This window comes from Telluria sp. ZT3P26, from assembly GCF_059686035.1.
In genome coordinates this window covers 203,385-229,449 of sequence record NZ_JCASII010000003.1, presented here as the reverse complement: position 1 = coordinate 229,449, position 26,065 = coordinate 203,385, and the positions used below count along the sequence as shown (strand labels likewise).

Here is a 26,065-nt window from a genome sequence, read left to right as displayed (position 1 = left end):
CACCAGCGGGGTCAGGTCTGACATTCGGACACGAGCTCACCAAGAAGTCTGTTGACGGATGCCTTGTCCAACGTACCAGGGAAGAGTCCGTGTCCAAATGTCAGACCTGACCCCGGCTATTTCCCATAAGCGATCGCATCCTCGAGACGGTCATTCCCCCAGAACATCTCGTCGCCAACGAAAAACATGGGCGCGCCGAAGATGCCGCGGGCCTGGGCATCGGCTGTGCGCACACGCAGCGCGGTCTTGCACGCATCCGTTTTAGCTGCTGCGATGATCCCTGCACTGTCGGCGCCAAGTCCGGCGAGAATTCCGGCCAGCACCGCTTCGTCGCCAACGTCGCGGTCGTCCGCGAAATTGGCCAGCATGACCTGTTCGCAGAAATCTTCAAGCCAGCACGTGCCTTCGCCCTGTAGTGCGATGCGCGCGGCAAGCAGCGCATTACGGGGGAATACGGAAGGGCGTTGCCAGCGCAAGCCGTATTTGACGCACTGGCGGCGCATGTCATGCCATACGTAATCGCCTTTCAGCGTCTGCAGCACGAATGGCGACGTCTCCCACCCGAGCGACTTGAAAATCGGGCCGAGCATAAACGGCTTCAGCTCGACACGCAGGTTGGCAGCGGCCGCTGCGCGGCGTATCCGCATCATGCTCAGGTAACTGTAGTTGCTGCCAAAATCGAACCAGAATTCGATGATGTTCATTTAGCGTGGATCCTGTCAGTCGAAGATGATGAGGCAATGGATCTCGATACTCTCACGGCTAACAAGATGCCTGTTTAAGGATGCCTGGTTGAACCTCTAAGAAGAGTTCGTGTCCAAATGTCAGACCTGACCCCGGCTATGCACCGGCTATGCAGGGCGCTTTCCAGCGGGCACTCATCGCACGAAACGTCCACACCAACTTTCTCCCGCAACCGGTGTAGACTGGTCCGCGCTTCAGATCCGAAGCGCTACCGGAGTGCATATGAAAGCAATATGGAATGGTGAAGTGCTGGCGCAATCGAATGATACGGTCGTTGTCGAGGGAAACCATTATTTTCCGCCCGCCTCGTTAAACCGGCAGTTTTTCAGCGATTCGAGTACCACAACCAACTGTCCCTGGAAGGGAACAGCGAGCTACTACAACGTCGAGGTCAACGGCAAGGTCAACAAGGATGCGGCCTGGCTGTATGCCACACCAAAATCCGCCGCGGCAAATATTACCGGCCACGTCGCGTTCTGGAAGGGCGTGGAAGTGACGCCATGAAGCGGTGAGCCTAAGCCCGCCTGACTGACTGACTGACTGCGGCATTCTCGAGACATGATCAGCGGGCCCGAAACGCGTCCCGCTTATCATGCTAGAGTTGGTGATCACATCGGACAACCAGCGCCATGCCCCATATTGCTGTCAACGTCAATAACGTGCGCATCACGACAATCAACCTGGCCTCAACGCGCCTCATGAATGTATCTGTGCATGGGGCGCTCGACAGGGCACTGAAAGCGGCCGTCGATGCGATGGGCGGTAATTATGACGAAGGCAGCTGCGGCCACCTGACCTGGCTGATGGACCATCCCCTACAGCCGGGAGACATCGTGCACGTCCACCTGAACCAGGATGACGCAGAGGGCGATGCCGGCAAGACGTTCGAGGAACTGTTCCCTGACGAGCCGCCATCGACCCAGACCGATTTTTCGATCTCCGACACGATGGCGGCTGAAATTCGCGCCAGGCCACGCCTCCACGCGGCATTCGAGGTGCAGGCATCGACATCGGCCGGGCAACAGGCGACTGCCACCAGCGACGAACGCAATACCGACTTCAGGTTCAGCGTGCTGTGGGATCACTTCCAGCCGGACCAGGCCCGCGTCCACCTCGCAACCTACTGCCTCGATCATGTGCTGGCCCGCATGGCGGGAACGACGCATCTGCAAACGACGATCCGCGCTGGCGAGCGTGCGACGTTCTCACTCGTGGCGTGACAGGCACTGCGCCGTTATCTGGTCCGCGTCCAACCCAGTTTTTTTCGCACGAACGCGGTCAGCAAGTCCGCATTGGCCTGATGCTGTTTGACGCGCGGATGCTGGCCGTAGCCGGTGAACGGGAAGAACAGCGTATCGATGCGCGCGTCGCCTGATCTGCGCAAATTCGCCACCGCCGACCTGACGTAGCCCGGCCACACGGAGCCAAGCCGGGTCGCGTCCATGCTCCCCAGCGCGCAGACGATATACGCTTTCGGATACAGCGCGCGCACGCGGGCAACGAAGGCCTGGTAGGCCGCGATCCGCTGCGCATCCGTCGGCTCCGGCTGCAGCTTGTGATCGCGCCCGATCAGCCAGCTGTCGTTCTGCATCAGGTTGACGACGACGACATCGGGCGTCCAGCGCTTGAAGTCCCAGCGGCTGTCGTTGTCGCCGACGGCATTCAGCTGATCGTAAAAATCCGGCATCGTAAACGGAAACCAGCTGATCATCACGCCGATGCCGCTTTGCGACGTGATGTGCGCTTCGGCGCCGAGCTGCCGCGCGGCGATCGACGCATACGATTGGTAGTTGTTCTTGTCCTTGCCCAGATCGTCCCGCCCGTTGTCGGGCGCTTCATTGCCCATGCCGCTTGTGATCGAATCGCCGAAGAACTCGATCCTGCGCGTCGGCCGTGGGGCCGGCAGCGCCAGCGTCGCCTTGTCATCCAGTTCGATGCCCTTGAAGATGGTGGCGCCCTCCTCGCCTTCGGTGCGTTTGGTCAGCAGAAACCGGTGCGCGCCCGGTGCCAGGCCATTGGCGACCAGATAGGTTTTGCTACCTTTATCGAGCTGCAGGATGACCGGCCGCGCGGTGTCGCCATCGACGAACACATTGAAATAGTTCTTGCCGTGCTGGTCGTCGAGCACGATCGCCAGCGAGGTGCCCGTGAAGTTGCCGGCAATGGCCGTGCCGGGCCAGCTCAGGACCGGCGCCTTCGCATCGGTCATGTCGACACGGCCTGTGTAGGCCAGATTTGGATGATCCGCCGCGATCTGGTTGGCAGCGCCAGCTGGCGCCAGGTGCAGCAAGGCGGCCAGGGCGAGTGAATACGCGAGATTTTTCATGGAAGTCAGTACGAAAAAAGCCGGGCGCGCTGGCACCCGGCTGTTGGTAAGCGCCTTAGTGATTAGTGATTACAGCTTGATGGTCACCGGCTTGCCCTCATAGACCACGGTCTTGTCGGCCGCGTCCAGGTTCTGGGCCGTCGACACGCCCGGCTTGATGACGCGCACCTTGAACTCGCGCTTCATCGGCATGCCCTTGTACTGGCCGGCGCGTTCGCCGATCTGCACGACACCCGTCTTGTCGTCGTAAGCGATGCGGATGCGGCTGGCTTCTCCACGCTCGTAGGCATTGGTCACGCCATCGTCTTCATACAGCGTGGCTTCGCCATTGGCGCCTGCATACACGAACAGCGTGACCGGCGCATCCGGCTTCTCGTCCACGTACTGTGTCACCGGGCCCGCCGTGATGACCGAGCCGGCCTTGACGAACAGCGGCATGCGCTCGCGCGGCGCCTGCACGGTGCGCGTGGCGCCGCCCTTGAAGCGCTCGCCCGTATGGAAGTCATACCAGTCCGCGCCAGCCGGCAGGTACACCTGGCGCGACGTGGCCTTGTACTCGTACACCGGCGCCACCAGGAACGATGGACCGAACATGTACTGGTCCTTGATGTTCTTGACCTTCTCGTCGTGCGGGAAGTCCATCACCAGGCCACGCATCATCGTGCCCGAACCGTAGTGCGTGTCGGCCGCCATCGTGTAAATGTACGGCATCAGGCGATAGCGCAGCTTCAGGTACCACACCATATTGTCACGCATGGTGTCGTCGCCGTTGGCGATATTGTAGATCTCGCGCTTGACCACTTCACCGTGCGAGCGGAACAGCGGCGAGAAGGCGCCAAACTGGAACCAGCGCTGGTTCAGCTCACGCCATTCCTTCATGTCTTCCGGATTCGCTTCGGCGCGCGAGGTGACGCGGTTTTCCTGGGCCGAGCCCACGTCGCCGGTCTGGTAGCGCACTTCCTGCGCATAGCCGCCGATATCGTGGGTCCAGTTCGGGATGCCCGACATCGACATGTTCGTGCCCGATGCGATCTGGTCGAACAGGTTGTTCCAGCGGCCGACCGTATCGCCACTCCATACCGCCACCGAATTGCGCTGGATGCCGGCAAAGCCCGACCGCGACAGGATGAACTGGCGCTTGTCCGGCTGGTCGCGCGCCAGGCCATCGGCCATCGCGCCCGTGCTCACCAGGCTGTACGGATTGAACGTGATTTCGCCGGCGCCATAGACGGTCGGGCCGATCAGCTCCTTGAAGTCTTCCAGGCGGCTGTTGGACAGCACATCGGGTTCGGTATTGTCCATCCACCACGCGTCGAAGCCCAGGTCGACCAGTTTCGTTTTCAGCTGGCGGTAATAGATGTCGCGCGCTTCCTTCGTGTACGGATCGTAGTGGCTGTTCAGGTAACCCTTGCCGACCCAGTCGCGCGAGCCATTCTCGACGTTCTTGGTCCACATATAGCCCTTGGACTCGAGCTCCTTGTAGTTGTCGGTATTGGCGTAGAACTTGCCCCACACCGACAGCATGATGCGTGCGTTCTGCTTGTGCACCGCGTCGACCATGCCTTTCGGGTCCGGGAAGCGCTTCTGGTCGAAGTCGTGCGAACCCCAGCCGTCCTCGGGCCAGTAGAACCAGTCCTGCACGATGTTATCGAGCGGCCAGCCGCGCTTGCGGTACTCGGTGACCGTGTCGAGCAGCTGCTGCTGCGTCTCGTAGCGCTGGCGCGATTGCCAGAAGCCGTACGACCACTTCGGCATCATCGGCTGCTGGCCGGTCAGGTGGCGGTAACCCGCAATCGCGCGGTCCATGTTCTCGCCGCTGATGACGTAGTAGTTGATCGCTTCGGCGATCTCGGACGACAGCGTCAGCGAATGGCGCTCCGGTGCCGGCAACGGATTGTTGTGGGTGATCGCGACCATGCCGCCCGACGGCTTCCACTCCAGGTGCAGCTTGACCGGCTTGTTCTTGGCGAACTTGACTTCAAAGTTGTGGTACCACGGGTTCCAGCCCATGCGCCAGACGTCCATGACCTGCTTGCCGTCGACGGTCAGCGTTGCGTAGTCCGACGAATACAGCTGCATCTTGTGCACGCCCGGCTTGTCGCTGCTCATCGTGCCTTCCCAGACCACGCGCACGTCCTTCAGGTCCTTGTGCGGGCCGAGCTCTTTCGGCCAGTTCTCGTCGAGGTCCTTCAGGTACTGGTAATCGATGTCTTTCTCCTGGCGCGTGAGCGCCAGCTTGCCGCCGATGTAGTAGCGGGCCGTCAGGCCTTCGCTCTTGCCATCGGCACCGCGCAGCACCAGGTCGCGCGACATCAGGTCGTACGGCGTCTGGTCGCCGAAGCGCGAAATCGAGTTGTTGTCCCACAGGACGCCATAGCCCTTGTCGGACACCACGAACGGCACTGCGGCGATCATATTGTGCTGCTGGAGCAGCACGTCTTCGCCGTTGTAGTTCATCTGGTTGTTCTGGTGCTGGCCCAGGCCGTAATACGCATCCTTCGTGCCGTGGTTGAAGCCCTGCTTGATCGCCAGGAACGGCTTGCCGCCTACGTTCACGGGCTGCATCGATTCGGATGCCTGCGCCAGGAAGCGCTTGCCGTTCGCGTCGAAGAAGTCGACCTGGCCATCCTTGAGCGAGACGGTGGCGGCAATCTTGCCGGCCTTGAGCTGGACCGAGTCTTTCCCGGGCGTGACGGTGAAGGCGCAGCTGCTGGCGCATGGCTTGGCGACGGTCATCAGGGATGGCGTGAGCGTCTTGTCGGCCTGGTCGAGCTTGACCACCTGAACGATGTTGTCGCTCATGAGGTTCAGCCGCACCACCTTGGCGCCGCTGTCGGGACGCACTTCGATACCGGTCGCGGTCTGTTGGAAGGTGCCTGCATCGGCCCCGGTTGCCGCCAGCATCACTACTGCGGCCGCCACTTGTGTCATACGCATTTGTCGATCTCCTGTTGTGTACTTGTTATGCTTCGTACTTGTTATGCTTATTACTTGTCATGCTTACTCGGTGTAGGTGCCCAGCCGGACCTTGAGGACGGTCGGCGTGGCCGGCAGGTTCAGGCCGTAATCGGTCTGGTCGCCATTCCAGTTGCGCTCCATGATCCATTTGCCATTCGCGTCGAAGCGCCCTTCTTCGACCCGCGCCAGCATCGACGGCTTGCCGTCGTTGGTGCCACTGCCGGAGAGCTTCACGCGCGCCTGCTGCCCGATGATGACGAATTCGTTGTCACCGATCTGCGCGAAGGCGACGCCGCCACCCGGCTGCTCGGTGCCCGACTGGTACTCGTTCTTGTCCTTCAGGTACTGGCGCTCGCCGAACTGGAATTCGCGGAACGACACGTTCGCCGTCCAGCCCTTCATGGCCACTGTCTGCGCGGCGCGGTCGTCGCCCTCGGCCACGCCGTAGGTACGGCCTTCGAACGCCCAGCGCGCCCACTGGCGCGTCATCGGTGCAAACACGCCATACACTTTGGCGAATGGCTCTACCATTCGCTTGTCGGTGTGCTTCGCGCCCAGCGGATAATTGCTGTAGTCGGCGTAATCCAGGCCGAACGGCGCCACGCCGATCGCGCCCATGCCCAGCGCCTGGTACACATAGCGCGCGTAGCCTGGCGCATTGCCCATCTCCGGGATCATCAGCGCATTGTCGGGCCGCTGGAATGACTTGAGGATCGCGGTGACTTTTTTCGATTCCGGCATGTAGATGTCGGGCGCGGCGAAATCGATGTGCGGTGCTGCCGCTTTATAGATATCGAGCACGTCGTAGGTCGGGCCGCCACTGGCGAAACCGCCGCCATCCTTCCACAGTGCCGCCGGTTTGCCGTCCAGCGCCGGTTCGCGCAGTGCGTTGTTGACGAACATCGGCAAGTCGTAGACCGCGCGGCCGGCCTTGGCGATCGACTCGATGTAGCTGGCAATCGCCCAGGAATGGAAGTACTGGGCGGCGTAGTCGCCATAGACCTGGGTCCAGGTCCCGCTTGTGACGCCCTGGACTTTCGGCGTCTGGCGCGCCACGACGGCGGCCGGCACCGGCTGCGCAAACGCGGCCTGCGCACGCGCGCCGAAGTCGCGCTCGAAGCCGTAGGTGCCCACCTCGTTCTCTACCTGCACCATGATCACTGTGCGGTGTGCGCTGTCGATCTTCTTGATGTGTTCCATCATGCGCACGAAAGCGCGGCGATCCAGCGCCAGCGTCTCTTCGCCGAACGGCGAATGGCTGTAGACGGTCTTGCCGTCCTTGTCCTTCATGCGCGGAAAGCGCGCGTTGTCGAACTTGACCCACTCGGGCAGGTAGCCGGGCCCCGTGTTCTTCCAGGTGCCGAACCAGACGATCACGAGCCGGATCTTGTGTTCGCGCGCCTGTTTGACCAGCGTGTCGAGGAAGCTGAAGTCGAAGCTGCCCTCTTTCGGTTCGATCTGTTCCCACGCGATCGGCATCTCGAGCGTGTTGGCACGCGCGTCCTTCAGCGCGGCCCAGACCTTCGGCAAGGCAGCCGGGTAGTTGCTCGAATTGTGGGCCTGGCCCGCCAGCATCGTGAATGGCGCGCCGTCGACGATCAGCGCGTGGCGGCCGTCCTTGCTCTCGAGGCGCGGCAGCTCGGGCGCGGCCAGTGCGCCGTGCGCCGTCAAGGCCAGGTAAAGCGGTGCGAGATGCGTCAGGCGGCGGGCGATCTGGTTCAGCTTCATGCGGGTTGTCTCCTTCGTGGTGTCGTTTTTTATTTGAACAGCGAGGCAGACACGGTGCGGCTCTGCCCTTGTTTGAGCTCGACTTCGGTCACCCAGGCGCCATAGCGCAGCTTGACCTTGCCGTCGTTCGACGGCGCGCGCACGGTGACGTGCTTGAGCAGCCCCTTGCGCCAGACGATGTCGACCTCGAAGCCGCCGCGCGCGCGCAGGCCCTTCACCGAGCCGGTGGCCCACGCCTTGGGCAGCCCCGGCAAGACCTGGATTTCGCCCGCGTGAGATTGCACGAGCATTTCGGCCATCGCGGCAGTGGCGCCGAAATTGCCGTCAATCTGAAATGGCGGGTGCGCATCGAGCAGGTTCGGATAGGTGCCGCCCGCATTGTTATGTTCGGAGAAGGTGCCGCCCTGCTCGGCAGCGCGGGCGCCCGGCGCAGCCAGCACCCCGCGCAGCATGCGGTGGGCGCGCTCGCCATCGTGCAGCCGGGCCCAGAACGCCATCTTCCATGCCATTGACCAGCCGGTGCCGGCGTCGCCGCGCGCTTCGAGCGTGCGCTTGGCGGCAGCGGCCAGCTCCGGCGTTTTCACGGGACCGATCTGGCGGCCCGGGAACAGCGCGAACAGGTGCGATACGTGGCGGTGCGTGTCATGCGGCGTATCGAGCACGGGGTCGTGTTTCTCATCCAGCCATTCGAGCAGCTGGCCCCAGCTGCCGATGCGGGGGCCTGCCAGGCGGTCGCGCATGTTTGTCAGCTCGGCGCGCAGCTCGGGATCGATGTCCAGGATGCCGGCCGCTTCGACCGTGTTATTAAAAATGTCCCAGACGATCTGCTGGTCGTAAGCGACGCCGTCTTCGACCGGCCCGTGCTCGGGCGACCAGCCTTGCGGCGCCACCAGGCGGCCGTCCGGGAGCACCTTCAGGTAATCCTGCCAGAACGCGGCGGCCTCCTTCATCACCGGATAGGCGGTCTCGCGCAGGAAGCGCTCGTCGCGCGTGAATGCGTAATGTTCCCAGAAGTGCTGGGCGTACCAGGCGTTGCCCGTCTTGTTCCACAGGTAGCCCATCGCGCCGAACGGGTTCGACTCGGTGCGCAGCGTCCAGCCGCGTATTGGCGCGCCATCCTTGCCCTTGAATTCCTGCGCCGTCTGCTGACGCCAGACGGGTGCCAGGCCGTTCACGAAACCGAAGAACGGTTCGGCCAGTTCGGAGAGGTTGGTCACCTCGGCCGGCCAGTAATTCATCTGGACGTTGATGTTGGTGTGGTAGTCAGCGTTCCATGGCGGCGCATAGCTGTTGTTCCACAGACCCTGCAGATTGGCCGGCAGCGAGCCGCGCGAACTGGCGGTGAGCAGGTAGCGCCCATACTGGAAATACTGCGCTTCGAGTTCCGGGTCGCCGCCGTCGCGCGTGTAGGCCAGCAGGCGCGCATCGGTCGGCAGCGCGCGGCGCTCGGCAAGCGTGGGGCCCAGATCGAGGTCAACCCGCTTGAGCAGGCTGCCCAGATCGCGCTCGTGCTCGACGCGCAGTTCGTCGACGGGGCGCGCGGCGGCCGTGCTGACCTGCTGCGTCACGCGCGCCAGTGGGTGGCCGCCTTCGAAGCGGCGCGCCGGATCCATCACGAAGCTGGTGCCGGCGCCCAGCACCAGCGTCACCGAATTCGCATTCGCAAAGCCGACCCGCTGGCCGTCGACGGCCAGCTTGCCGCCGTCATTGAGCACCTGCACCTGGCTTGCATACGACATCACATTCGTGCTCGGCGCCTGGTCCGGCAGCACGAAGCCGGCCAGTGAACCGGCCGCGTACAGGCGATTGCCATTGACCGCCAGGTGGGCGCCGTGGCGGTCGGTCAGCGCAACGCTGCCCGTGTAGCGGCCCGGCTTGTCGGCGGACAGGCGCAGCACGATCACCTGGGCCGGATAACTGGCCCACGCTTCGCGCTTGTAGTTCACGCCATCGTGCGTGTAGGTAACCGTGTGCACGCCGCGCACCAGGTCGAGCGTGCGGCGGTAGTTCGTCACGCCCGTCGCATGGGCCGGCAGGTCGACCAGCACGTCGCCAAATGGCTGGAACGCGCCCATCGTCTTGTCGTCGCCGGTCCAGAGCGTGATGTCGTTGAACTGCAGATGCTCGCGGCCAGGCTGGCCGAACACCATGGCGCCGATGCGGCCATTGCCGATCGGGAGGGCTTCCTTCTCCCAGCCGGTGTCGTTGTCCTGCGCCGGCGCGTCATAGCGCAATACCAGGTCAGGGGCAGCCAGCGCAGCGCCGGCGAAGGTCAGGCCGAGGCCAAGGCTGGTGGCGGCAAGCGCCATGCGCAGCGTGTGATGCAGAGTCATTGGGTAACAGGCTTTCCGTGCACGATGCCGCGTCCGGCAGTGCTCATGTAGACGACGCCGAAGCGGTTCATGTCACCGACGATGAAGTGGCCGTCGCCAGGGCCGCCATACTGGTGCGCGTCATCGTTGATGCGCTGCCAGGTGGCGCCGGTGTCGAGCGAGCGGTAGATGCCGCGCACGCCCTTCACGCTGCCCCAGATGAACACCGTCGGATACGTTTTGCCCGGTGCAGCCTTGCCGAAGCCGACCGCGCCGCAATAGTCGATGTCGAACACCGGCTTGAAGTTGGCGCCACCGTCGATCGAGCGCGCCAGGCCCCCTTGCTTGAGCGGGGCCCACAAATCGCCTTCACGTTCGGGGGCAGCGCGGATCAGGCGCGCGCCGCCCGCCGGCAGGCTGGCGCGCGCCGTGAACGTCGCGCCGCTGTCGCTGCTGGCAACCAGGGCCTTGTCATCATACGCGTAGAACACGTTCGCGCGCACCGGATCGGCCACGGCGCGCATCCGGTTGCCGACCAGGCCAGCCACCGGCGTCCAGGTGGCGCCCGTGTCACCGGAGCGGAACGAGGTCGTCGAGTCCTGCGGCGTGTGCACGAGCGTCGCACCGTCGGCCGAGATCGCAATCTGGCCACGCTTGCCCTGCATCGTCGGCGTCTTTTTCCAGCTGGCGCCGCCGTCGCGCGTGACCAGCATCGCGTCGCCGACGCGCACCAGCGTGCCGGGTCGGCGCGCGGCGGCGTCCAGGCCCGTGGTGGTGCCGATTTCGGGCTTGTGGATACGGCCATGGCGCGCCGGGTCGTCGTGCACGAAGCCGTCGTAGTCGCCGATCGCGGACACCAGCGGCGCGCCCGGCATGCTCACCAGGCCAAGCGGCACCGTCTCTTCCAGGCCCTTGACCGTGAAGGTCCAAGTGGCCGGCACGGCGTCGATGTTCGCGGTCCGGAAGATCCCATTGCCGGACGTGACCCAGACCGCGCGCGGATCGCGCGGATCGAATTCGACCGAGCCGGCCCAGTGGATCGCGTGCCCCTCGAGCCACGGGACGCCGGCGGCGTCGCGCCGGAAGCCGCGCGCGATGACGTCGGTCCAGGTGGCGCCGGCGTCGTTCGATACCAGGATGCGGTCACCTTTGGCGTCGCCCTGGCGGATGAATGTGTTGATGGTCGAGACGACCAGCCGGCGCGGGTTGGTCGGGTCGACGCTGATGCCGGCAAACGGGCGCGTCCAGCCGGCTGGCGTGACGTTCGTCCAGGCGCCGCCCTCCACTGCATAGCGCCAGACCTGGCCGCGTTGCATTGGCTCGAGGCCATGCTGGTCCGGATGCGGGCCGGCGCCGTCGGCGTACGCGATGTACAGGTTGCCGGCGCCATCGAGCGCGGCGCGCTGCGGCATCAGGTCCACCGGTGCGCCGGGAACGGGCTGAAAGCTCGCGCCGGCATCGTCGCTGCGGTACAGGTTGGGACCGATGCTGCCAAAGCGCGAGACGCCGACAAACACGCGGCGCGCGTGACCGTCCTTCACGCTGGCGGGATCGGGCAGCACGATATTCAGGCCGACGTCGTTCGGCGTCGTCATGACTGGCAGCGCGTCGTTTTTCTGCCAGGTGTTGCCCGCGTCGTTGCTGGTGAACAGGCCGTTGCGGCGCGAGCCAAGGTACAGGCGTGTGCGTGGTGCCTGCGTTGATGACTGCATTGATCCTTGCGTCGATCCCGGATCGACAGCGAGCCGTTCGCCGTTTTGCCGGCCGAAGCCATTGCCGTGGGTCTTGAACTGGGTCGTGACATCGACCACATCGAACGTCTTGCCGTAGTCGGTCGAGCGCAGGATGGCGGTGCGGCCGCCGTTCAGGTAAGCGATGCCGGCCAGCAGCCAGATATGACCGGCGTTGTGCGGGTCGACTGCGAGTGCATCGATGCCCAGGAAACCCGTCTGGTCTTCGCCGACCCAGTCGAGCAGCGGATACCAGCGCCCTTGTTCGGCGCTCCAGCGGTAGGCGCCGCCAACGTCGGTACGCGCATAGGCAACATCCGGCTCGCTGCGGCTTGGTACGACGGCGGTCACGAAACCGCCGCCACCGATCGCGACGCTGTCCCACACGTAGGCGGCGGGTGCGGTCGCGGGCACGGCGGCGCCGGACAATGGCGTCGCGGTTCCCGCGTTGGTCGCTGTGGCCGTGGCCGTGGCAGCGGCACCGACGACGATGGCCGCAACCGCGCCCACGAACACGCCAAGCTGGCGCGCGTACGTGGATGGCATGGTGTCTCCTGATTGTTCTTATGTGCCGCCTGTGGGTGACGGCTATTAGCTTGCTGCAAACCATGCTAAACAATACAGACGACGCTGGCAAGCAGAATGTTCGCGCTAACAAATAAATTTCAGGATAAGGATGGCGAAGCCGACCAAGTTCTCCGCACAGGCATGATTGCGTATAACATTGGCGACCTACACGAATTCAACACAGGAGATTGCATGAACATCAGCGGAGAAATGATCATTGGCGGGCGCATCGTGCACGGCGCAGCCGGCAGCGTGCGCGCCTTCAACCCGGGCACGAAGCAGGAATTCGACCCCGCGTTCGGCCTTGCCACGCCGGACGACCTGGCCACTGCCTGCCTGCTTGCCGACGCGGCCGTCGAGCCGTACCAGGCCTTGCCCCTCGAGCAGCGCGCCACGTTTCTCGAAACGATCGCGCAGCGCATCCTCGACCTGGGCCCGGCACTGATCGAGCGCGCCAGCCAGGAAAGCGGCTTGCCGACGGCGCGCCTCGAAGGCGAGCGTGGCCGCACCGTCGGTCAGCTGCGCCTGTTTGCCAGGGTCGTGCGCGACGGTCTGTTCCTGGAGGCGACGCTCGACTCGGCCCTGCCCGAGCGTACTCCGCCACGCGCCGACCTGCGCATGCGCAAAATTCCCGTGGGCCCGGTCGCCGTGTTCGGCGCCAGTAATTTTCCGCTCGCGTTTTCCGTCGCCGGTGGCGACACCGCCTCGGCGCTTGCCGCCGGCTGCCCGGTTGTCGTCAAGGCGCACAATGCGCACCTGGGCACGTCCGAACTGGTTGGCAAGGCGGTCCTGCAGGCGGCGCTCGAGTGCGGCATGCCCGATGGCGTGTTCTCGCTGCTGATCGGTGAAGGCAATGCGATCGGCGGCGACCTCGTGAGCCATACCGCGATCCGCGCCGTTGGCTTTACCGGCTCGCGCGCAGGCGGGCTGGCGCTCGCGCAGATCGCCAGCCGCCGCAAGGAACCGATTCCCGTGTACGCCGAGATGAGCAGCATCAATCCGGTCTACCTGCTGCCGGGCGCCCTGGCCAGTGGCGGCGCCGTGCTGGCAGGCGCGTTCGTCGATTCGCTGACGATGGGCGTGGGCCAGTTCTGCACCAACCCGGGCCTGGTGATCGGCATTGCCGGGCCGCAGCTCGACGCGTTCCGGGCTGCAGCAACGGCAGCGCTGCAGCTGAAGCCGGCGGGCACGATGCTCACGGCGGGCATCCATGCCGCCTATACGGACGCGGTCGGCATCCGCGCCGGCATCGCGGGCGTCACGCTCGTCGCGCACGGCAGCAGCGAAGGCGCGGGCTGCGCGGCGAAAGCGGCGCTGTACGAATGCGACGCCGCCACCTTCCTGGCCAATCCGGCGCTGGAAGAAGAAATCTTCGGCCCGGTTTCGCTATTGATCGCCTGTCGTAACGAGGACGAACTGCTGGCCGTCACGCGCCACCTGGAAGGCCAGCTGACGGCCACCGTGCACGCAGTCGCGAGCGACCATGCGCTGGCTGGCGCCCTGCTGCCGCTGCTGGAACGCAAGGTCGGCCGCATCCTGTTCAACGGTTTCCCGACCGGTGTCGAGGTCGCGCATGCGATGGTGCATGGCGGCCCGTTCCCGGCCACCACCGATCCACGCAGTACCTCGGTGGGCGCGACGGCCATCGAGCGCTTCCTGCGCCCCGTGTGCTACCAGGACGTACCAGCCGACCTGTTGCCCGATGCACTGAAGGACGGCAATCCGCTGCGGCTCGCCCGCCTGGTCAATGGCGAGCTGACGCTGCCTGCGTAAGCACCACGGACGCAGACCAGCGCTGCAGACCAAGACCGCGAACCAACACCGCGGGCCTGGTCTGCTTCGCGCTACAGATGCTGCCGTTCGATATCCTCGGCATCCCCTGACAACCTATGCGCATCGTCCGGGGCGAATGCGAGTTCAACCCGGATCTCGCTGACCAGAATGGCCTTCCCGGTCGGCGGCCGATCGCCATCGACACGCACCCAGGACAATGCGAGCTCGGCGAAATTGACGCGCTCTTGCCGGGCCAGCAGGGATGACACATCGAATTCGATCCGTGGCTTGCCGTGGTGCGCCGCAGCGGCAATCTGGAATGCGCCCAGTGTGCCGATGAGCGACGCCTCACGCTGCGCGTGCGACTCGAACACGGCAGGCATGTCGAGGTACAGCGCATAGAAAAACCCGCCTTTCTTCGCGGCCGCGCCGATGGACAAGTTGTCAAACACCAGCTTGATCATCCCCGGCATCGGGTTTGCATCGGAACGGGAATCCAGCTCACCTCCATCACGGCACAGCGCAACGACCCGTCCGAGTTCGGCCGCGTCGCTTTTCCCCAGCCGCAGCAGGACCGACACCGACTGCTCGTCGAAAGGCACTTGCGCCACGCCACTCACCGACCGCCGTGTACTCGACAGGCGGCGCCCTGCCACCGTCCTGAACGACTGGAACGGCGGCCGCTCCGGTAGCGCAGCACGGGCTGCAGCAGCGGCAGGTACCGGCGGCAGTGTCGTCGGCACTGCGTTGGACGCATAGGTCGTGCCCAGCCAGGCGGGGATTCTGGTCTTGTAGCGCTCGATGCTCAGACCGGTCGCATACACATGGTTGCCCGCCCAGTAGACATCGCTGTTGGTCGACGAATACGGATTCGCTGACTTGGGCATGGTCCGGCCTGCAAGCAGGGACCATGCATGGGTCAAGCGGTCCACACTGGCGTGATGCAGGAAGAAGATGGGGTCGAGCGGCGACTGCATCGTGCTTATGACCCCGCCAATCAGGTCATGGACAGGATTATGGACATCCTCAATGCTCGGCTCGAATGCGTTGCTTTTGCCGCGCTGGAAATTGCGCACAGTTGACGCGAATGGCGCCATGCTCAGTGCACCGTACACGCTCGAACTCTGCCTGGGCACGTACAGCGGATTGCCGGGCGCGGGATCGGTGAACTCCGCTGGCAGCGTCGCGTAGGAATAATAATCCCAATACGGCAGCATCAGACCGGGGTTGCCGGACACACTGCGCAACTGCTGCTCGAAATGATACAGATAGCCGCGGTGCCATGAAATGAAATACGGCACCCCGTGCGGGCAGGTGTTGACATGCACATTGGCCCAGTAGGACAGCGAGCCGGGACTGGCCTGATTGGCGTTGCTGCGCATCGTCGCGATGGCATTGACGAAGGCAGGATACTGATTGGTGGTCTTGAACTGCTTCCATTCGAGCCGGGGACCACTGCTGGCCTGCGCTGCCGCCAGCTCGGGAAAACACTGTGCAACCGTGATCCCGATACCTGTTTTTAAAAACATTCTTCTGGCACCACTGTGGGCTTTCATCGCATCCCCCGACTGAACAAAAAGCTGTACATGTTCAGTCGAGTGTAGGAAAAGACCCGGCCAATGGCACCCGCACGATTGCCCGATTTAACAGCGATCAAAAACGCGCCAAAGCGCGTGGCTCACATCGGACAATTGGTGTGCTGGCAGCGATGAATCCGATGAAGCTTAGCGCGTGTTGCCACGCGTTGCGACATCCAGCCACACGGCCAGCGTCAGGATCAGCCCCTTGACGATCATTTGCCAGTACGCATCCACATCCAGCATCGACATGCCGTTGTCCAGGCTCGCCATCACCAGGGCGCCCACCAGCGCGCCGTGCACGGTGCCCGCGCCGCCGCGCATCGACGTGCCGCCGATGAAGCAGGCGGCGATCACGTCCAGCTCGGCCGACACGCCGGCCGACGGCGAACCGGCCGCCAGGCGCGCCGTGTTGATCAGGCCAGCCAGCGCGCACATCAGGCCCATCAGGCCGAAGATCCACAGCTTCACCTTGCGCACGTCGATGCCGGACAGGCGCGTCGCTTCCATATTGCTGCCCACCGCATAGATGCGACGGCCGAACACGGTCTGGCGCGCAATGTAGCTGAACACGCCCAGCAGCACCAGCAGGATCAGCACCGGCAGCGGAATGCCTTCGTAGCTGTTGAAGGTGGAGATCAGGCCGGCCAGCACGGCACCGGCAATCACCACGCGCAGCGCCGAGCGCCACATCGGGATCACCGGCAGCTTGTGGCGCGCCTGGCTCGCGCGCTGGCGCCAGACCAGCACACAGGTCACCACGAACAAGGCAACGCCCAGGATGCTGCCCCACAATGGCGGCAGGTAGGCCTGGCCCAGCTGTTCCATGCCTGGCGAGACGGGCGCCACGGTGGCGCCGCCGGTCAGCCCCAGCACGACCCCACGGTACGCCAGCATCCCGCCCAGGCCGACAATGAAAGACGGTATGCCCGCGTACGCTGTCAGATAGCCGTTGAGGAACCCGCACAACAGGCCCGCGCCGAGCACGATGAGGATCGACAGCGGCAGCGGCAAGCCGTGCGTGACATCGAGCACGGCGGCCATCCCGCCCAGAAGACCCAGCAGCGAGCCGATGGACAGGTCGATTTCGCCGGCAATGATGACGAACACCATGCCGCAGGCGAGAATGCCGGTCACCGACATCTGGCGCATCAGGTTCGACAGGTTGCGCGCCGAGGTGAAGCCACCATCCGTCTTCCAGCTGAAGAAGGCCCAGATCAGCGCGATTGCCACCAGCAGCGCCAGAATCTTGTACTGCGTGAAAATCCGTTTGAACGTCATCGTGGTCATTGTGTGATTGTGGTTGTCATGCGTGATGGGGAATCGACGGCGCCGCCGCAGCCTGGCCCAGCGCGGCGGCCAGCACCGTTTCCTGGTTCAGGTCCTGGTTGACGAAGTCGCCGTTCAGGCGCCCTTCCTTCATCACCAGCACACGGTCGGACACGCCCAGGACTTCGGCCAGTTCGGACGAGACCATGATGATCGCGATCCCCTGCGCCGCCAGTTCCAGCATCAGTTTGTAGATTTCGAACTTGGCGCCGACGTCCACGCCGCGCGTCGGCTCGTCCAGGATCAGCACTTTCGGGCCGGTCAGCAGCATCTTGGCCAGCACCGCCTTTTGCTGGTTGCCGCCCGAGAGCGACGTGATGGCCAGGGCCGGGGTGGCGGTCTTGAGCGCCAGCCGGCTGATCTGCTCACTGACGGCGCCCGCTTCTTCGTGGTCGTCGATGCGACTGGCGTGCGAAAAGCGCGACAGGACCGACAGCGTGATGTTCTCGCCCACCGACAGGTCGCGCACGATGCCGTGGTGCTTGCGGTCTTCGGGCACCAGCGCGAAGCCGGCGCGGATGGCTTTCAGGGGTTCGGACGTATCGACCTTGCGGCCCTCGAGCCAGACTTCGCCTTCGTGCTTGCCCGGGTACGCGCCAAAGATGGCCGTGACGAGCTCCGTGCGCCCGGCCCCGACGATTCCCGCGATGCCGAGAATTTCGCCGCGCCGTACCTGGAACGACACGTCGTCGACCTTCTTGCGGCCCGGCTGCTCCGGGTCGTAGCAGGTGATGTGGCGCGCCTCCATGACCACCTCGCCCACCGGATGCGGCAGCGACGGATACATCTGGCTCATCTCGCGGCCGCACATCTGGTTGATGATGCGCTCGACGCTCATCGCTTCCATCGGCGTGGTGGCGATGTGCTTGCCGTCGCGGATGACGACGACCGTGTCGCAGATGGCCGCGACTTCTTCGAGCTTGTGCGAGATGTAGACGCAGGCCACGCCCCGGCTTTTCAGGTCGCGGATGATGTCCAGCAGGACCGCGATTTCCGACGCCGTCAGGGACGCCGACGGCTCGTCGAGGATCAACAGGCGCGCATTCTTGTTCAGGGCCTTGCCGATTTCGATCAGCTGCTGGTGCCCGCCGCCGTAATGCTTCACCGGCAGCACCACGTTCACGTCGGGCAGCTTCAGGCCGCGCAGGATGTCCGCCGCCTTCGCGTTCATGGCCGGATAATCCATGCGCCCGCCCGGCAGCGTGATTTCGTTACCGAGAAAGATGTTCTCGGCCACGCTCAGTTCGGGCACGAGCATCAGTTCCTGGTGGATGATGATGATGCCGGCATCCTCGGTCTCGCGCACCGAGCGCGCCCGCAATGGCTGGCCATCGAGCACGATCTCGCCCTCCCAGGTCCCGTGCGGATAGACGGCCGACAGCACCTTCATCAGCGTCGATTTGCCGGCGCCGTTCTCGCCGCACAGGCCGATGCACTCGCCCGGGCGGATCGCCAGGTCGATGCCATCGAGTGCGGGCACCCCGTTGAATCGCTTGGCGATTCCCTTCATTTCAAGCAGATAGCCAGACATCGAAAGACTCGTTTCAAGACGTTGGACCACCGGCCGGCGAGGCTCGCCAGCCGGTGCGCCCGCAGGCGCGGGCGCTGTAGCAGCGTGACGCCGGTTTATTTGCCGGCCAGCTGGCCCTGCGTGTAGAAGCCGTCCTTGACCAGCATGTCGACGTTGGCCTTGTTCAGCAGGATCGGCTTGAGCAGGATGGTGTTGACGGGCTTGAAGCCGTTATTCAGCTGCGCGTTATAGGCCGGCTTTTCGTTGCGCACCAGTTGCACGGCCAGCGTCGCGGCGCTGGTGGCGATATTGCGCAGCGGCTTGTAGACCGTCATCGACTGCGTGCCGGCGATCACGCGGCGCACGGCGGCCAGGTCGGCGTCCTGGCCCGAGACCGGGACCTTGCCGGCCAGCTTCTGCGAGGCCAGCGCCTGGATCGCGCCGCCGGCGGTGGCGTCGTTCGAGGCCACGACGGCGTCGATCTTGTTGCCGTTGGCGGTCAGCGCATTTTCGATGATGGCCATCGCCTCGGACGGGCTCCAGTCCTTGACCCACTGGCGGCCAACGACCTTGATGTCGCCCTTGTCGATCAGCGGCTGCAGCACCTTCATCTGGCCCTCGCGCAGAATCTTGGCGTTGTTGTCGGTCGGCGCGCCGCCCAGCAGGTAATAGCTGCCCTTCGGTTTGAGCGCAACGATCGACTGCGCCTGCAGTTCGCCGACAGCCTTGTTGTCGAACGAGATGTAGGCGTCAACGTCGGCATTGAGGATCAGGCGGTCGTACGACAGCACCTTGATCTTGGCTTTCTTGGCTTCGCGGATCGCGTTGTTCAGCACCGTCGCGTTGTACGGCACAATGACCAGGACGTCCACGCCGCGCGAGATCAGGTTCTCGATCTGGGCGATCTGGCGCTGTTCGCTGGCGTCGGCCGACTGCACATACACCTTCGCGCCCAGCTTTTCGGCCGCGCCGATGAAGTAGTCGCGGTCACGGGTCCAGCGCTCGAGGCGCAGGTCGTCGATCGAAAAGCCGATCTTCGGATTCTTGGCGTCGGCCATGGCGGGCGCGGATGCGAACAGCATTGCGCAACCGATGCCGACTGCCGTGATGAGTTTTTTCATGCTTGTCTCCAGTGTATTTTCGACGCCCGGACGGTAGAGTCCGGGCGAAGTTCCGACATTCTGCTCAAGAATGGCTATTCATGCCACTTTTAGTCATCGTACAAACTGCGGTTTAGTGGTTATGCCGTGGCATCGCACCGGCCACGGCCCGGTACGGCAAGGCCAGTTCCATGCAGGCGCCCGTGTGCAGCTGGCCCACCGTGGCGCGGTAGATCTCTTGCCACGGCGTCTGGCTTGGCGGGATCGCCGGCGGCGTGTCGAGCTTGCGCGCTTCGAGTTCGGCGTCCGACAGCAGCACATCGCAGCGGCCGTGCACCAGGTCGACGCGCACGATGTCGCCCGTGTGCAGCAGTGCCAGGTTGCCGCCGGCCGCGCTTTCGGGTGACGCATTCAGGATCGACGGGCTGTCCGAGGTGCCTGACTGGCGGCCATCGCCCAGCGTCGGCAGGTTGTTGATGCCGCGCTTGATCAGCGCATCGGGCGGCTGCATGTTGACGACTTCGGCCGAACCGGGCCAGCCGATCGGGCCGGCGCCGCGAATCACCAGCATCGTGTGCTCGTCGATGCCCAGCTCCGGGTCGTTGATGCGCGCGTGATAATCGTCCGAGCCGTCGAACACGACGACCTTGCACTCGAAGCAGTTCTCGGCGCCGGGCGTTGCCAGGTAGCGTTCACGGAAGCTTGGCGAAATCACGCTCGTCTTCATGATCGCGAAATCGAACAGGTTGCCCTTCAGGACCAGGAAGCCCGCATTTTCCTTGAGCGGATCGGCGAACGGGCGGATCATCTCGCGGTCCATCGTCTGGTGCATGTCGATGTTCTGGGCCAGCGTTTTGCCCGTCACCGTCAGGCGATCCGAGCGCAACAGGCCCGCCTGGTCGAGTTCCCACATCACGGCGGGCACGCCGCCGGCGCGGTGGAAGCGCTCGCCCAGGTATTTGCCGGCCGGCTGCATGTTCAGCAGCAGCGGCACTTCGTAACCGTAGGTCATCCAGTCCTCGGTGGTGATCTCCACGCCCGCATGGCGCGCCATGGCCATGATGTGCGGCTGCGCGTTGCTCGAGCCGCCGATGGCCGCGTTGACAACGATCGCATCGAGGAACGCGTCGCGCGTCAGGATGTTCGACGGGCGCACGTCTTCCATCGCCAGGCCGACGATGCGCCGGCCCGTTTCGTACGCCATCTGGCCGCGCTCGCGGTACGGCGCGGGAATCGCGGCGCAACCGGTCAGCGACATGCCCAGCGCTTCGGCCACGGCGTTCATTGTCGACGCCGTGCCCATCGTATTGCAATGGCCGGCCGACGGCGCCGAGGCGGTGGCGATGTTCATGAATTTCTGTTCGTCGATCGAACCGGCCGCCAGCTGGCGGCGCGCCTTCCAGATCGCCGCGCCCGAACCCACCAGCTCACCGTCGAACCAGCCGTCGAGCATCGGGCCGCCCGACAGCACGATGGCCGGCATGTCAACGGTCGACACGGCCATCAGCTGGGCCGGCGTGGTCTTGTCGCAGCCGGTGGTCAGCACCACAGCATCGATCGGATAACCGTGCAGGATCTCGACCAGTCCCAGGTACGCCAGGTTGCGGTCCAGCGCCGCAGTCGGGCGGCGGCAGTTCTCGAAAATCGGGTGCAGCGGGAATTCCATCGGGATGCCGCCGGCGTCGCGGATGCCGTCGCGCACGCGCTTGACGAGTTCCAGGTGAATGCGGTTGCACGGCGTGATGTCGCTGCCGCTCTGGGCGATGCCGATGATCGGTTTGCCCGAGCGCAGTTCGTCGGGCGTGATCCCGTAGTTCATGAAGCGCTCGAGGTACAGCGCCGTCATGTCGATCCGCTCCGGATTGTCGAACCAGTCCTGCGAGCGGAAACGGAAGGTGGATTGCTTGGTCATGCGGTGATTCTCCAATGCGCGTTACAGGTGCAACGCATGTTGCGGCAGGCCCGGCGTCGCAGCGCGGAACGTGAACAGGCCACCGGCCAGCGGTTGCGCCAGCAGGTCGGCCTCGCTCAGGCCCTTGCGCGCGGTGGTGGCATACACGGTGCGCAGATCGTCGCCGCCAAAAGCCGGCTTGGTGATGTTCGCGCACGGGAAGCGCACTTCGTCGATCTTGCGTCCTTGCGGGTCGTAACGGTCGATGCGCCAGCCGCCAAAGACAGCCACCCAAACACAACCTTCTGCATCCACTGCCATGCCGTCCGGATGGCCGCTGCCTTCGTGCGTGACGAACAGGCGCTTGCCCTTGATCGCGCCGTCCTGGCCCAGGTCGAAGGCGTAGATGGTGCGGGCCAGCGTGTCGGTGTGGTACAGCGTGCCCGCGTCCGGGCTGATGGCCGGGCCGTTGGTGATGATGTAGCCGGCGTCCATCGCGCGCGCCGGCTGGCCAGCGCCGTCGAAGCGGTACAGCGTGCCGGTGGCCTCGCTCTCGCCATTGTCCATCGAACCGAACCACAGGCGCCCGGCGGCATCGACGTGGCCATCGTTGAAGCGGTTGCCCGGCAGGTCGGCTTCGACGCGGGCCAGCGCGATGAACGCGCCGTCGCTCTCGACGAAGCGGTACAGGCCATCTTCGAGCCCGCACACCATGCCGCCATCGTCGCTCGGCGCGAGAAAACCGATCTGCGATGGTGCATCCCAGCTCTGGCGCGCGCCGCCGTCTTCGTTGCAGCAGTGGATGCGGCGGCCCTTGATGTCGACGAACCAGATCTTGCGCCGGACTGCATCCCACAAGGCGCCCTCGCCCAGCGTGGCCTTGACGTCCCACAGGCAGTGCACGGCGCCGCTCATGCGCCGTACCAGCCAGCATCGACGAAGTATTCGCGGCCACTGCAGCGGCGCGCGTTGTTCGAGGCCAGGAACAGCGACAGCGCCGCCACGTCCTGCATCTCGACGCGCTGCGGCAGGCACTGGCCAGCCAGGATGCGCGCTTCTTCTTCCGGCGTGTGCCACAGCGCCTGCTGGCGCGGCGTGCGCACGGCGCCGGGAATCACGGTATTGACGCGGATGTTCTCGGCCCCGAGGTCGCGCGCCAGGCCGCGGCTCATCGCCTCGATCGCCGCCTTGGCCATCATGTACAGCGACAGCTGGTTCGACGCCAGGTACCACGAGATCGAACCGAAATTCAGGATCACGCCACTGCCCTGGCGGCGCATCATCGCCACTGCTGCCTGGCTGCAGAAATAGGTGTGGCGCAGATTGACGGCCATCCGGCTTTCCCAGTAGTCGGGCGTCACGTCGTCGATGCCGTGGCGGTCGTCGTTGGCCGCGTTATTCAGCAGGATGTCGATGCCACCTGCCTCGGCTTCGATGGCGGCAAACGTCGCGGCCAGCGCATCGAGGTCGGTCAGGTCGCACTGCAGGAAGCGCGGCTGGTGCGCGGAGCCGGCCAGCGCGTCGGCCAGCGCGGTCGACGCTTCCCTGGCGATGTCGAGGAACCAGACCTGCGCGCCCTGGCCGGCAAATGCCGTCACCAGTTCGCTGCCGATGCCGGTGCCGCCACCGGTGATGACGACGCGCTTGTCGCGCAGGTCGGGATAGGTCGCGTAGACCAGCGCGGCGGGGGTGGAATCTGGTGTTGAATCGTGCATCGTGAACTCGTGGTTATCTTGAAGCGGATCGAGGGGCAAATCGTGGAGCGCGCCGTCGGGTGGTGTCATGCTGGACGGCCTGCCAGCAGGCCGCGCCGGGCCAGGTTCTGGTACAGCGCGCGCACGCCGAAGGTCCAGGGCGCGATGGTGTCGCTGCGGCCGACCGTGTTGACCAGGGCGCCCAGCGCCGGGGTCGAGATGGTGACCTTGTCGCCCGGGTGGTGCGTGAAGCCGCCACCGGCCGCGCCACGGTCCTTGATCGGCGAGAACATCGTCCCCAGAAACAGCATGAAGCCGTCCGGGTACTGGTGGTGCGCGCCGCAGGTCTGGGCCACCAGGTCGATCGGGTCGCGGCTGATCTCGCGCATGCGGCTCGAACCTGCCAGCGTGAAGCCGTCGTCCGCGCCTTCGATCAGCATGCCCACTTCACAGCCACGGATCGTGTCGAGCGTGAAGTCGCCGTCGAAGATGCGCACGAACGGGCCGATGGCGCATGAGCCGTTGTTGTCCTTGGCCTTGCCCAGCAGGAGCGCGCTGCGCCCTTCGATGTCGCGCAGGTTGACGTCGTTGCCCAGTGCGGCGCCGACGATCCCGGCGCGGCTGTTCACGGCCAGCACGATCTCCGGCTCCGGGTTGTTCCAGTGCGACGACGGGTGCAGGCCGACGACCGCGCCATGGCCCAGCGACGACATCGGCTGCGATTTGGTGAAGACCTCGGCGTCGGGGCCGATGCCCACTTCCATGTATTGCGACCAGAGGCCGCGCGCGCTCAGCTCCGTTTTCAGGCGCATCGCGGCGCTGGAACCCGGCACCATCTCGGCCAGGTTGGTGCCGATGGTGGCCTGCAGTTCCGTGCGCAATGCAGAGGCGCGGGCAGGATCGCCCTTGGCCTGTTCTTCGATGACGCGTTCGAGCAGGCTGACGGCAAACGTCACGCCGGCGGCCTTGATGGCCTGCAGGTCGCACGGCGCAAGCAGCACGAGGCCGCCCTCGCCCATGCCGCCGTCGATTGCAGCCTGCAGCAGGCTGGCAGCGTCGCCCAGATCCTCGCCTTCGGCGCTCCTGACGATCGCCAGCATGTCGGCGGCGTCGCGCTCGAACAGGTCGGCAACGGTGGCTGCATGGTGCGTGATGTCGATCAGGCGGCCGGCGCGCACGGCGACGACGGCCGGGCCATCGACCGGCGCCGGGCGCCAGACGCGGCCAACCAGCAGGGCCGACGCGATGTCATCGGGTAGCGAAGATGCGATCATGTTCTCTCTCGTTCGTGGTGACGGGTCCTGGCGGGCGCGCTGCCGCCAGCGAGGCGGCGCGGCGCGTGGGGCCGGGACAAACCGGTAATCAGGAGGTGTGACGGGAATGTGCGCGGCGCAGCGTGGCTGCGGCCACGCCGGCGGGCGGCCGGGTGTACGGGTCTGGCATGGTCGTCTCCTGATGCTTTTTGATTATTTTTATGTGCGTCACAACAATCTTTTAACAGAATTGTTAGCGCAACCATTGCAGTCTAAACTTCTGCTCGGACGGTTGTCAACGAATTATTGGAATGCTGGCGGAAAGGCGGGATTGGCGACGAAACTGGCGCTTGCCGCCGTACCAGAAGCTGGTCCCGGCCCAAGACAGAACCAGGACCGGCGCCGGGACGATACCTTGATCAGAGGGTTCGTGCAGCGGCAGGCAGGCGCGCTGGCGGGCGCACGCGCGGCGCGGCATCGGACTGGCGCCGTACCAGCACAAAATCCATGCGCGTCTGCTCGGGCTCGGCCGGTTCTTCTTCGCGCATGGCGCGCACGCGCCGCACCAGGGCCTGCACCGCTTCGCGCGCCATCTCGGCAATCGGCTGGCGCACGGTGGTCAGTTCGGGCCAGATGGTCGTAGCCAGTGCCGTATCGTCGAACCCGGTCACGGTGAGGTCGCCCGGCACGTCCAGCGCCAGGCGATGGGCGACGGCGACCGTGGCGGCAGCCATGTCGTCGTTGCTGGCGAAAATGGCCGTCGGCCGCTCGGCCAGCGCCAGCAACTGCTCGGCCGCGTCCAGGCCCGAACGGTAGGTGAACATCCCCTGCACCACCAGCTCGTCGGCCGCGTCCGCGTTCATTTCGGCGATCGCAGCGCGGTAGCCATCGAGCCGGCGCGCGCTGGCGCTCTGGTTCGGGTGGCCGACGATGAAGCCGATGCGCTGGTGGCCGAGGGCGATCAGGTGGCGCGTCATGTAGTGGGCCGCATCGTAATCGTCGATGCTGACCGCGCCCAGGCCTGGCGCCGGCGAACCGCAGGCAACGACGACGGCCGGAATGCCGGCGCGCGCCACGCAACCCAGCACGGCTTCGCTGTCGCACAGCGGCGGCGGCAGGATAACGCCATCGAGGCCATTGTCGATCAGGCGCTGCGTGTGCTCGGTTTCGTGGTTGCCCGCCTCGCACTTCTCGACAAAGAGCTGGACATTGTTCAGGCCCGACTGGTTCAGCAGGCCGACGAGAAATTCGCTCAGGTAGGCGGCACTCGGGTTGCTGTACAAGAAACCGACGCGGATCGGCTTGGAGCCGGCCAGATTGCGCGCTTCCTGGTTCGGCGTATAGTTCAGGGCAGCGACCGCATCGGCGACCTTGCGCCGGGTGCTTTCACGGACCAGTGTTTTCCCGTTCATGACGCGCGAAACCGTCATGGCAGAGACGCCGGCCAGTTTCGCGACGTCCACCATGGTTGGTTTGCCGTGCTCCATGGCTTCACGGATGGTGTCGAGCGTCACTTTACTCATGGGGGGAATGTTTTCGAGGCCGGGGAAATGGGGTCGATGTTAGCACAACA

The 26,065-nt window shown here is 64.8% G+C and carries 18 protein-coding genes; 3 read left to right on the top strand and 15 right to left on the bottom strand.

Translation table 11 applies throughout. From position 1 onward, the window contains the following. Positions 1 to 116: 116 nt before the first annotated feature. Positions 117 to 704: a 2-hydroxychromene-2-carboxylate isomerase gene (locus tag AC56LN_RS11765; RefSeq protein ID WP_499571880.1), complete on the bottom strand. Its 588-nt coding sequence runs from the start codon at positions 702 to 704 to the stop codon at positions 117 to 119. A gap of 262 nt (positions 705 to 966) precedes the next feature. On the opposite strand from AC56LN_RS11765, the gene AC56LN_RS11760 reads away from it, so the two are divergent. Together AC56LN_RS11760 and AC56LN_RS11755 are read left to right on the top strand one after the other, a co-directional pair. Beyond that, entirely contained in the window at positions 967 to 1,248 is a 282-nt protein-coding gene (locus tag AC56LN_RS11760; RefSeq protein ID WP_499571878.1) for a DUF427 domain-containing protein, read from the top strand. Between the two features lie 125 nt (positions 1,249 to 1,373). After that, positions 1,374 to 1,964, top strand: coding sequence for a hypothetical protein (locus AC56LN_RS11755; RefSeq protein ID WP_499571877.1), 591 nt, complete (start codon positions 1,374 to 1,376; stop codon positions 1,962 to 1,964). Between the two features lie 14 nt (positions 1,965 to 1,978). Here AC56LN_RS11755 and AC56LN_RS11750 read toward each other — a convergent pair whose 3' ends face one another. The 5 genes from AC56LN_RS11750 to AC56LN_RS11730 form a co-directional block, all read right to left on the bottom strand. Next, complete coding sequence (locus tag AC56LN_RS11750; RefSeq protein WP_499571876.1) at positions 1,979 to 3,070, bottom strand: SGNH/GDSL hydrolase family protein; 1,092 nt, start codon at positions 3,068 to 3,070, stop codon at positions 1,979 to 1,981. Between the two features lie 69 nt (positions 3,071 to 3,139). Then, positions 3,140 to 6,007 (bottom strand): glycoside hydrolase family 31 protein, encoded by a 2,868-nt coding sequence (locus AC56LN_RS11745; RefSeq protein WP_499571875.1) that lies wholly within the window; start codon positions 6,005 to 6,007, stop codon positions 3,140 to 3,142. A 63-nt stretch (positions 6,008 to 6,070) separates the two neighbouring features. Further along, positions 6,071 to 7,756, bottom strand: a complete 1,686-nt coding sequence (locus tag AC56LN_RS11740; protein ID WP_499571874.1) for a GH35 family beta-galactosidase — start codon at positions 7,754 to 7,756, stop codon at positions 6,071 to 6,073. Between the two features lie 29 nt (positions 7,757 to 7,785). Continuing rightward, positions 7,786 to 10,089, bottom strand: a complete 2,304-nt coding sequence (locus AC56LN_RS11735) for a glycoside hydrolase family 95 protein (protein ID WP_499571872.1) — start codon at positions 10,087 to 10,089, stop codon at positions 7,786 to 7,788. Further along, positions 10,086 to 12,344 carry an exo-alpha-sialidase gene (locus AC56LN_RS11730; protein ID WP_499571871.1) on the bottom strand — a complete coding sequence of 753 codons (2,259 nt, stop codon included), beginning with the start codon at positions 12,342 to 12,344 and terminating at the stop codon, positions 10,086 to 10,088. Before AC56LN_RS11730 ends, AC56LN_RS11735 begins: the two co-directional genes overlap by 4 nt. A gap of 213 nt (positions 12,345 to 12,557) precedes the next feature. Here AC56LN_RS11730 and AC56LN_RS11725 point away from each other — a divergent pair, with 213 nt between their 5' ends. Next, the gene (locus AC56LN_RS11725) at positions 12,558 to 14,138 is read left to right on the top strand and encodes an aldehyde dehydrogenase (NADP(+)) (RefSeq protein ID WP_499571869.1); all 1,581 of its coding nucleotides are present in this window, start codon (positions 12,558 to 12,560) and stop codon (positions 14,136 to 14,138) included. A gap of 71 nt (positions 14,139 to 14,209) precedes the next feature. Here AC56LN_RS11725 and AC56LN_RS11720 read toward each other — a convergent pair whose 3' ends face one another. The 9 genes from AC56LN_RS11720 to AC56LN_RS11680 all read right to left on the bottom strand — a co-directional run bounded on the left by AC56LN_RS11720 (position 14,210) and on the right by AC56LN_RS11680 (position 26,015). Continuing rightward, on the bottom strand, positions 14,210 to 15,694 hold the full coding sequence (locus AC56LN_RS11720) for a tyrosinase family protein (protein ID WP_499571867.1): 1,485 nt from the start codon (positions 15,692 to 15,694) through the stop codon (positions 14,210 to 14,212). 168 nt (positions 15,695 to 15,862) lie between these two features. Beyond that, the gene (locus AC56LN_RS11715; protein WP_499571865.1) at positions 15,863 to 17,005 is read right to left on the bottom strand and encodes a sugar ABC transporter permease; all 1,143 of its coding nucleotides are present in this window, start codon (positions 17,003 to 17,005) and stop codon (positions 15,863 to 15,865) included. 16 nt (positions 17,006 to 17,021) lie between these two features. Continuing rightward, positions 17,022 to 18,575, bottom strand: coding sequence for a D-xylose ABC transporter ATP-binding protein (gene xylG, locus AC56LN_RS11710; RefSeq protein ID WP_499571863.1), 1,554 nt, complete (start codon positions 18,573 to 18,575; stop codon positions 17,022 to 17,024). A gap of 95 nt (positions 18,576 to 18,670) precedes the next feature. Then, positions 18,671 to 19,675, bottom strand: coding sequence for a D-xylose ABC transporter substrate-binding protein (gene xylF, locus AC56LN_RS11705; protein ID WP_499571862.1), 1,005 nt, complete (start codon positions 19,673 to 19,675; stop codon positions 18,671 to 18,673). 112 nt (positions 19,676 to 19,787) lie between these two features. Beyond that, positions 19,788 to 21,566, bottom strand: coding sequence for an IlvD/Edd family dehydratase (locus tag AC56LN_RS11700; RefSeq protein WP_332532123.1), 1,779 nt, complete (start codon positions 21,564 to 21,566; stop codon positions 19,788 to 19,790). Positions 21,567 to 21,587: 21 nt separating this feature from the next. Beyond that, complete coding sequence (locus AC56LN_RS11695; protein ID WP_499571860.1) at positions 21,588 to 22,460, bottom strand: SMP-30/gluconolactonase/LRE family protein; 873 nt, start codon at positions 22,458 to 22,460, stop codon at positions 21,588 to 21,590. Further along, positions 22,457 to 23,260 (bottom strand): D-xylose 1-dehydrogenase, encoded by an 804-nt coding sequence (gene xylB, locus AC56LN_RS11690; RefSeq protein ID WP_499572488.1) that lies wholly within the window; start codon positions 23,258 to 23,260, stop codon positions 22,457 to 22,459. The genes AC56LN_RS11695 and xylB overlap by 4 nt, the downstream gene beginning before the upstream one ends. Positions 23,261 to 23,325: 65 nt before the next feature. Next, positions 23,326 to 24,513, bottom strand: coding sequence for a fumarylacetoacetate hydrolase family protein (locus tag AC56LN_RS11685; RefSeq protein ID WP_499571859.1), 1,188 nt, complete (start codon positions 24,511 to 24,513; stop codon positions 23,326 to 23,328). Between the two features lie 398 nt (positions 24,514 to 24,911). Beyond that, positions 24,912 to 26,015 carry a LacI family DNA-binding transcriptional regulator gene (locus AC56LN_RS11680; RefSeq protein WP_499571857.1) on the bottom strand — a complete coding sequence of 368 codons (1,104 nt, stop codon included), beginning with the start codon at positions 26,013 to 26,015 and terminating at the stop codon, positions 24,912 to 24,914. Between the last annotated feature and the right edge of the window lie 50 nt (positions 26,016 to 26,065).

Coding starts and splice junctions, on each gene's coding strand:
- AC56LN_RS11765 (WP_499571880.1), bottom strand. CDS start 704: ATGAACATCATCGAATTCTGGTTCGATTTTGGCAGCAACTACAGTTAC.
- AC56LN_RS11760 (WP_499571878.1), top strand. CDS start 967: ATGAAAGCAATATGGAATGGTGAAGTGCTGGCGCAATCGAATGATACG.
- AC56LN_RS11755 (WP_499571877.1), top strand. CDS start 1,374: ATGCCCCATATTGCTGTCAACGTCAATAACGTGCGCATCACGACAATC.
- AC56LN_RS11750 (WP_499571876.1), bottom strand. CDS start 3,070: ATGAAAAATCTCGCGTATTCACTCGCCCTGGCCGCCTTGCTGCACCTG.
- AC56LN_RS11745 (WP_499571875.1), bottom strand. CDS start 6,007: ATGCGTATGACACAAGTGGCGGCCGCAGTAGTGATGCTGGCGGCAACC.
- AC56LN_RS11740 (WP_499571874.1), bottom strand. CDS start 7,756: ATGAAGCTGAACCAGATCGCCCGCCGCCTGACGCATCTCGCACCGCTT.
- AC56LN_RS11735 (WP_499571872.1), bottom strand. CDS start 10,089: ATGACTCTGCATCACACGCTGCGCATGGCGCTTGCCGCCACCAGCCTT.
- AC56LN_RS11730 (WP_499571871.1), bottom strand. CDS start 12,344: ATGCCATCCACGTACGCGCGCCAGCTTGGCGTGTTCGTGGGCGCGGTT.
- AC56LN_RS11725 (WP_499571869.1), top strand. CDS start 12,558: ATGAACATCAGCGGAGAAATGATCATTGGCGGGCGCATCGTGCACGGC.
- AC56LN_RS11720 (WP_499571867.1), bottom strand. CDS start 15,694: ATGAAAGCCCACAGTGGTGCCAGAAGAATGTTTTTAAAAACAGGTATC.
- AC56LN_RS11715 (WP_499571865.1), bottom strand. CDS start 17,005: ATGACCACGATGACGTTCAAACGGATTTTCACGCAGTACAAGATTCTG.
- xylG (WP_499571863.1), bottom strand. CDS start 18,575: ATGTCTGGCTATCTGCTTGAAATGAAGGGAATCGCCAAGCGATTCAAC.
- xylF (WP_499571862.1), bottom strand. CDS start 19,675: ATGAAAAAACTCATCACGGCAGTCGGCATCGGTTGCGCAATGCTGTTC.
- AC56LN_RS11700 (WP_332532123.1), bottom strand. CDS start 21,566: ATGACCAAGCAATCCACCTTCCGTTTCCGCTCGCAGGACTGGTTCGAC.
- AC56LN_RS11695 (WP_499571860.1), bottom strand. CDS start 22,460: ATGAGCGGCGCCGTGCACTGCCTGTGGGACGTCAAGGCCACGCTGGGC.
- xylB (WP_499572488.1), bottom strand. CDS start 23,260: ATGCACGATTCAACACCAGATTCCACCCCCGCCGCGCTGGTCTACGCG.
- AC56LN_RS11685 (WP_499571859.1), bottom strand. CDS start 24,513: ATGATCGCATCTTCGCTACCCGATGACATCGCGTCGGCCCTGCTGGTT.
- AC56LN_RS11680 (WP_499571857.1), bottom strand. CDS start 26,015: ATGAGTAAAGTGACGCTCGACACCATCCGTGAAGCCATGGAGCACGGC.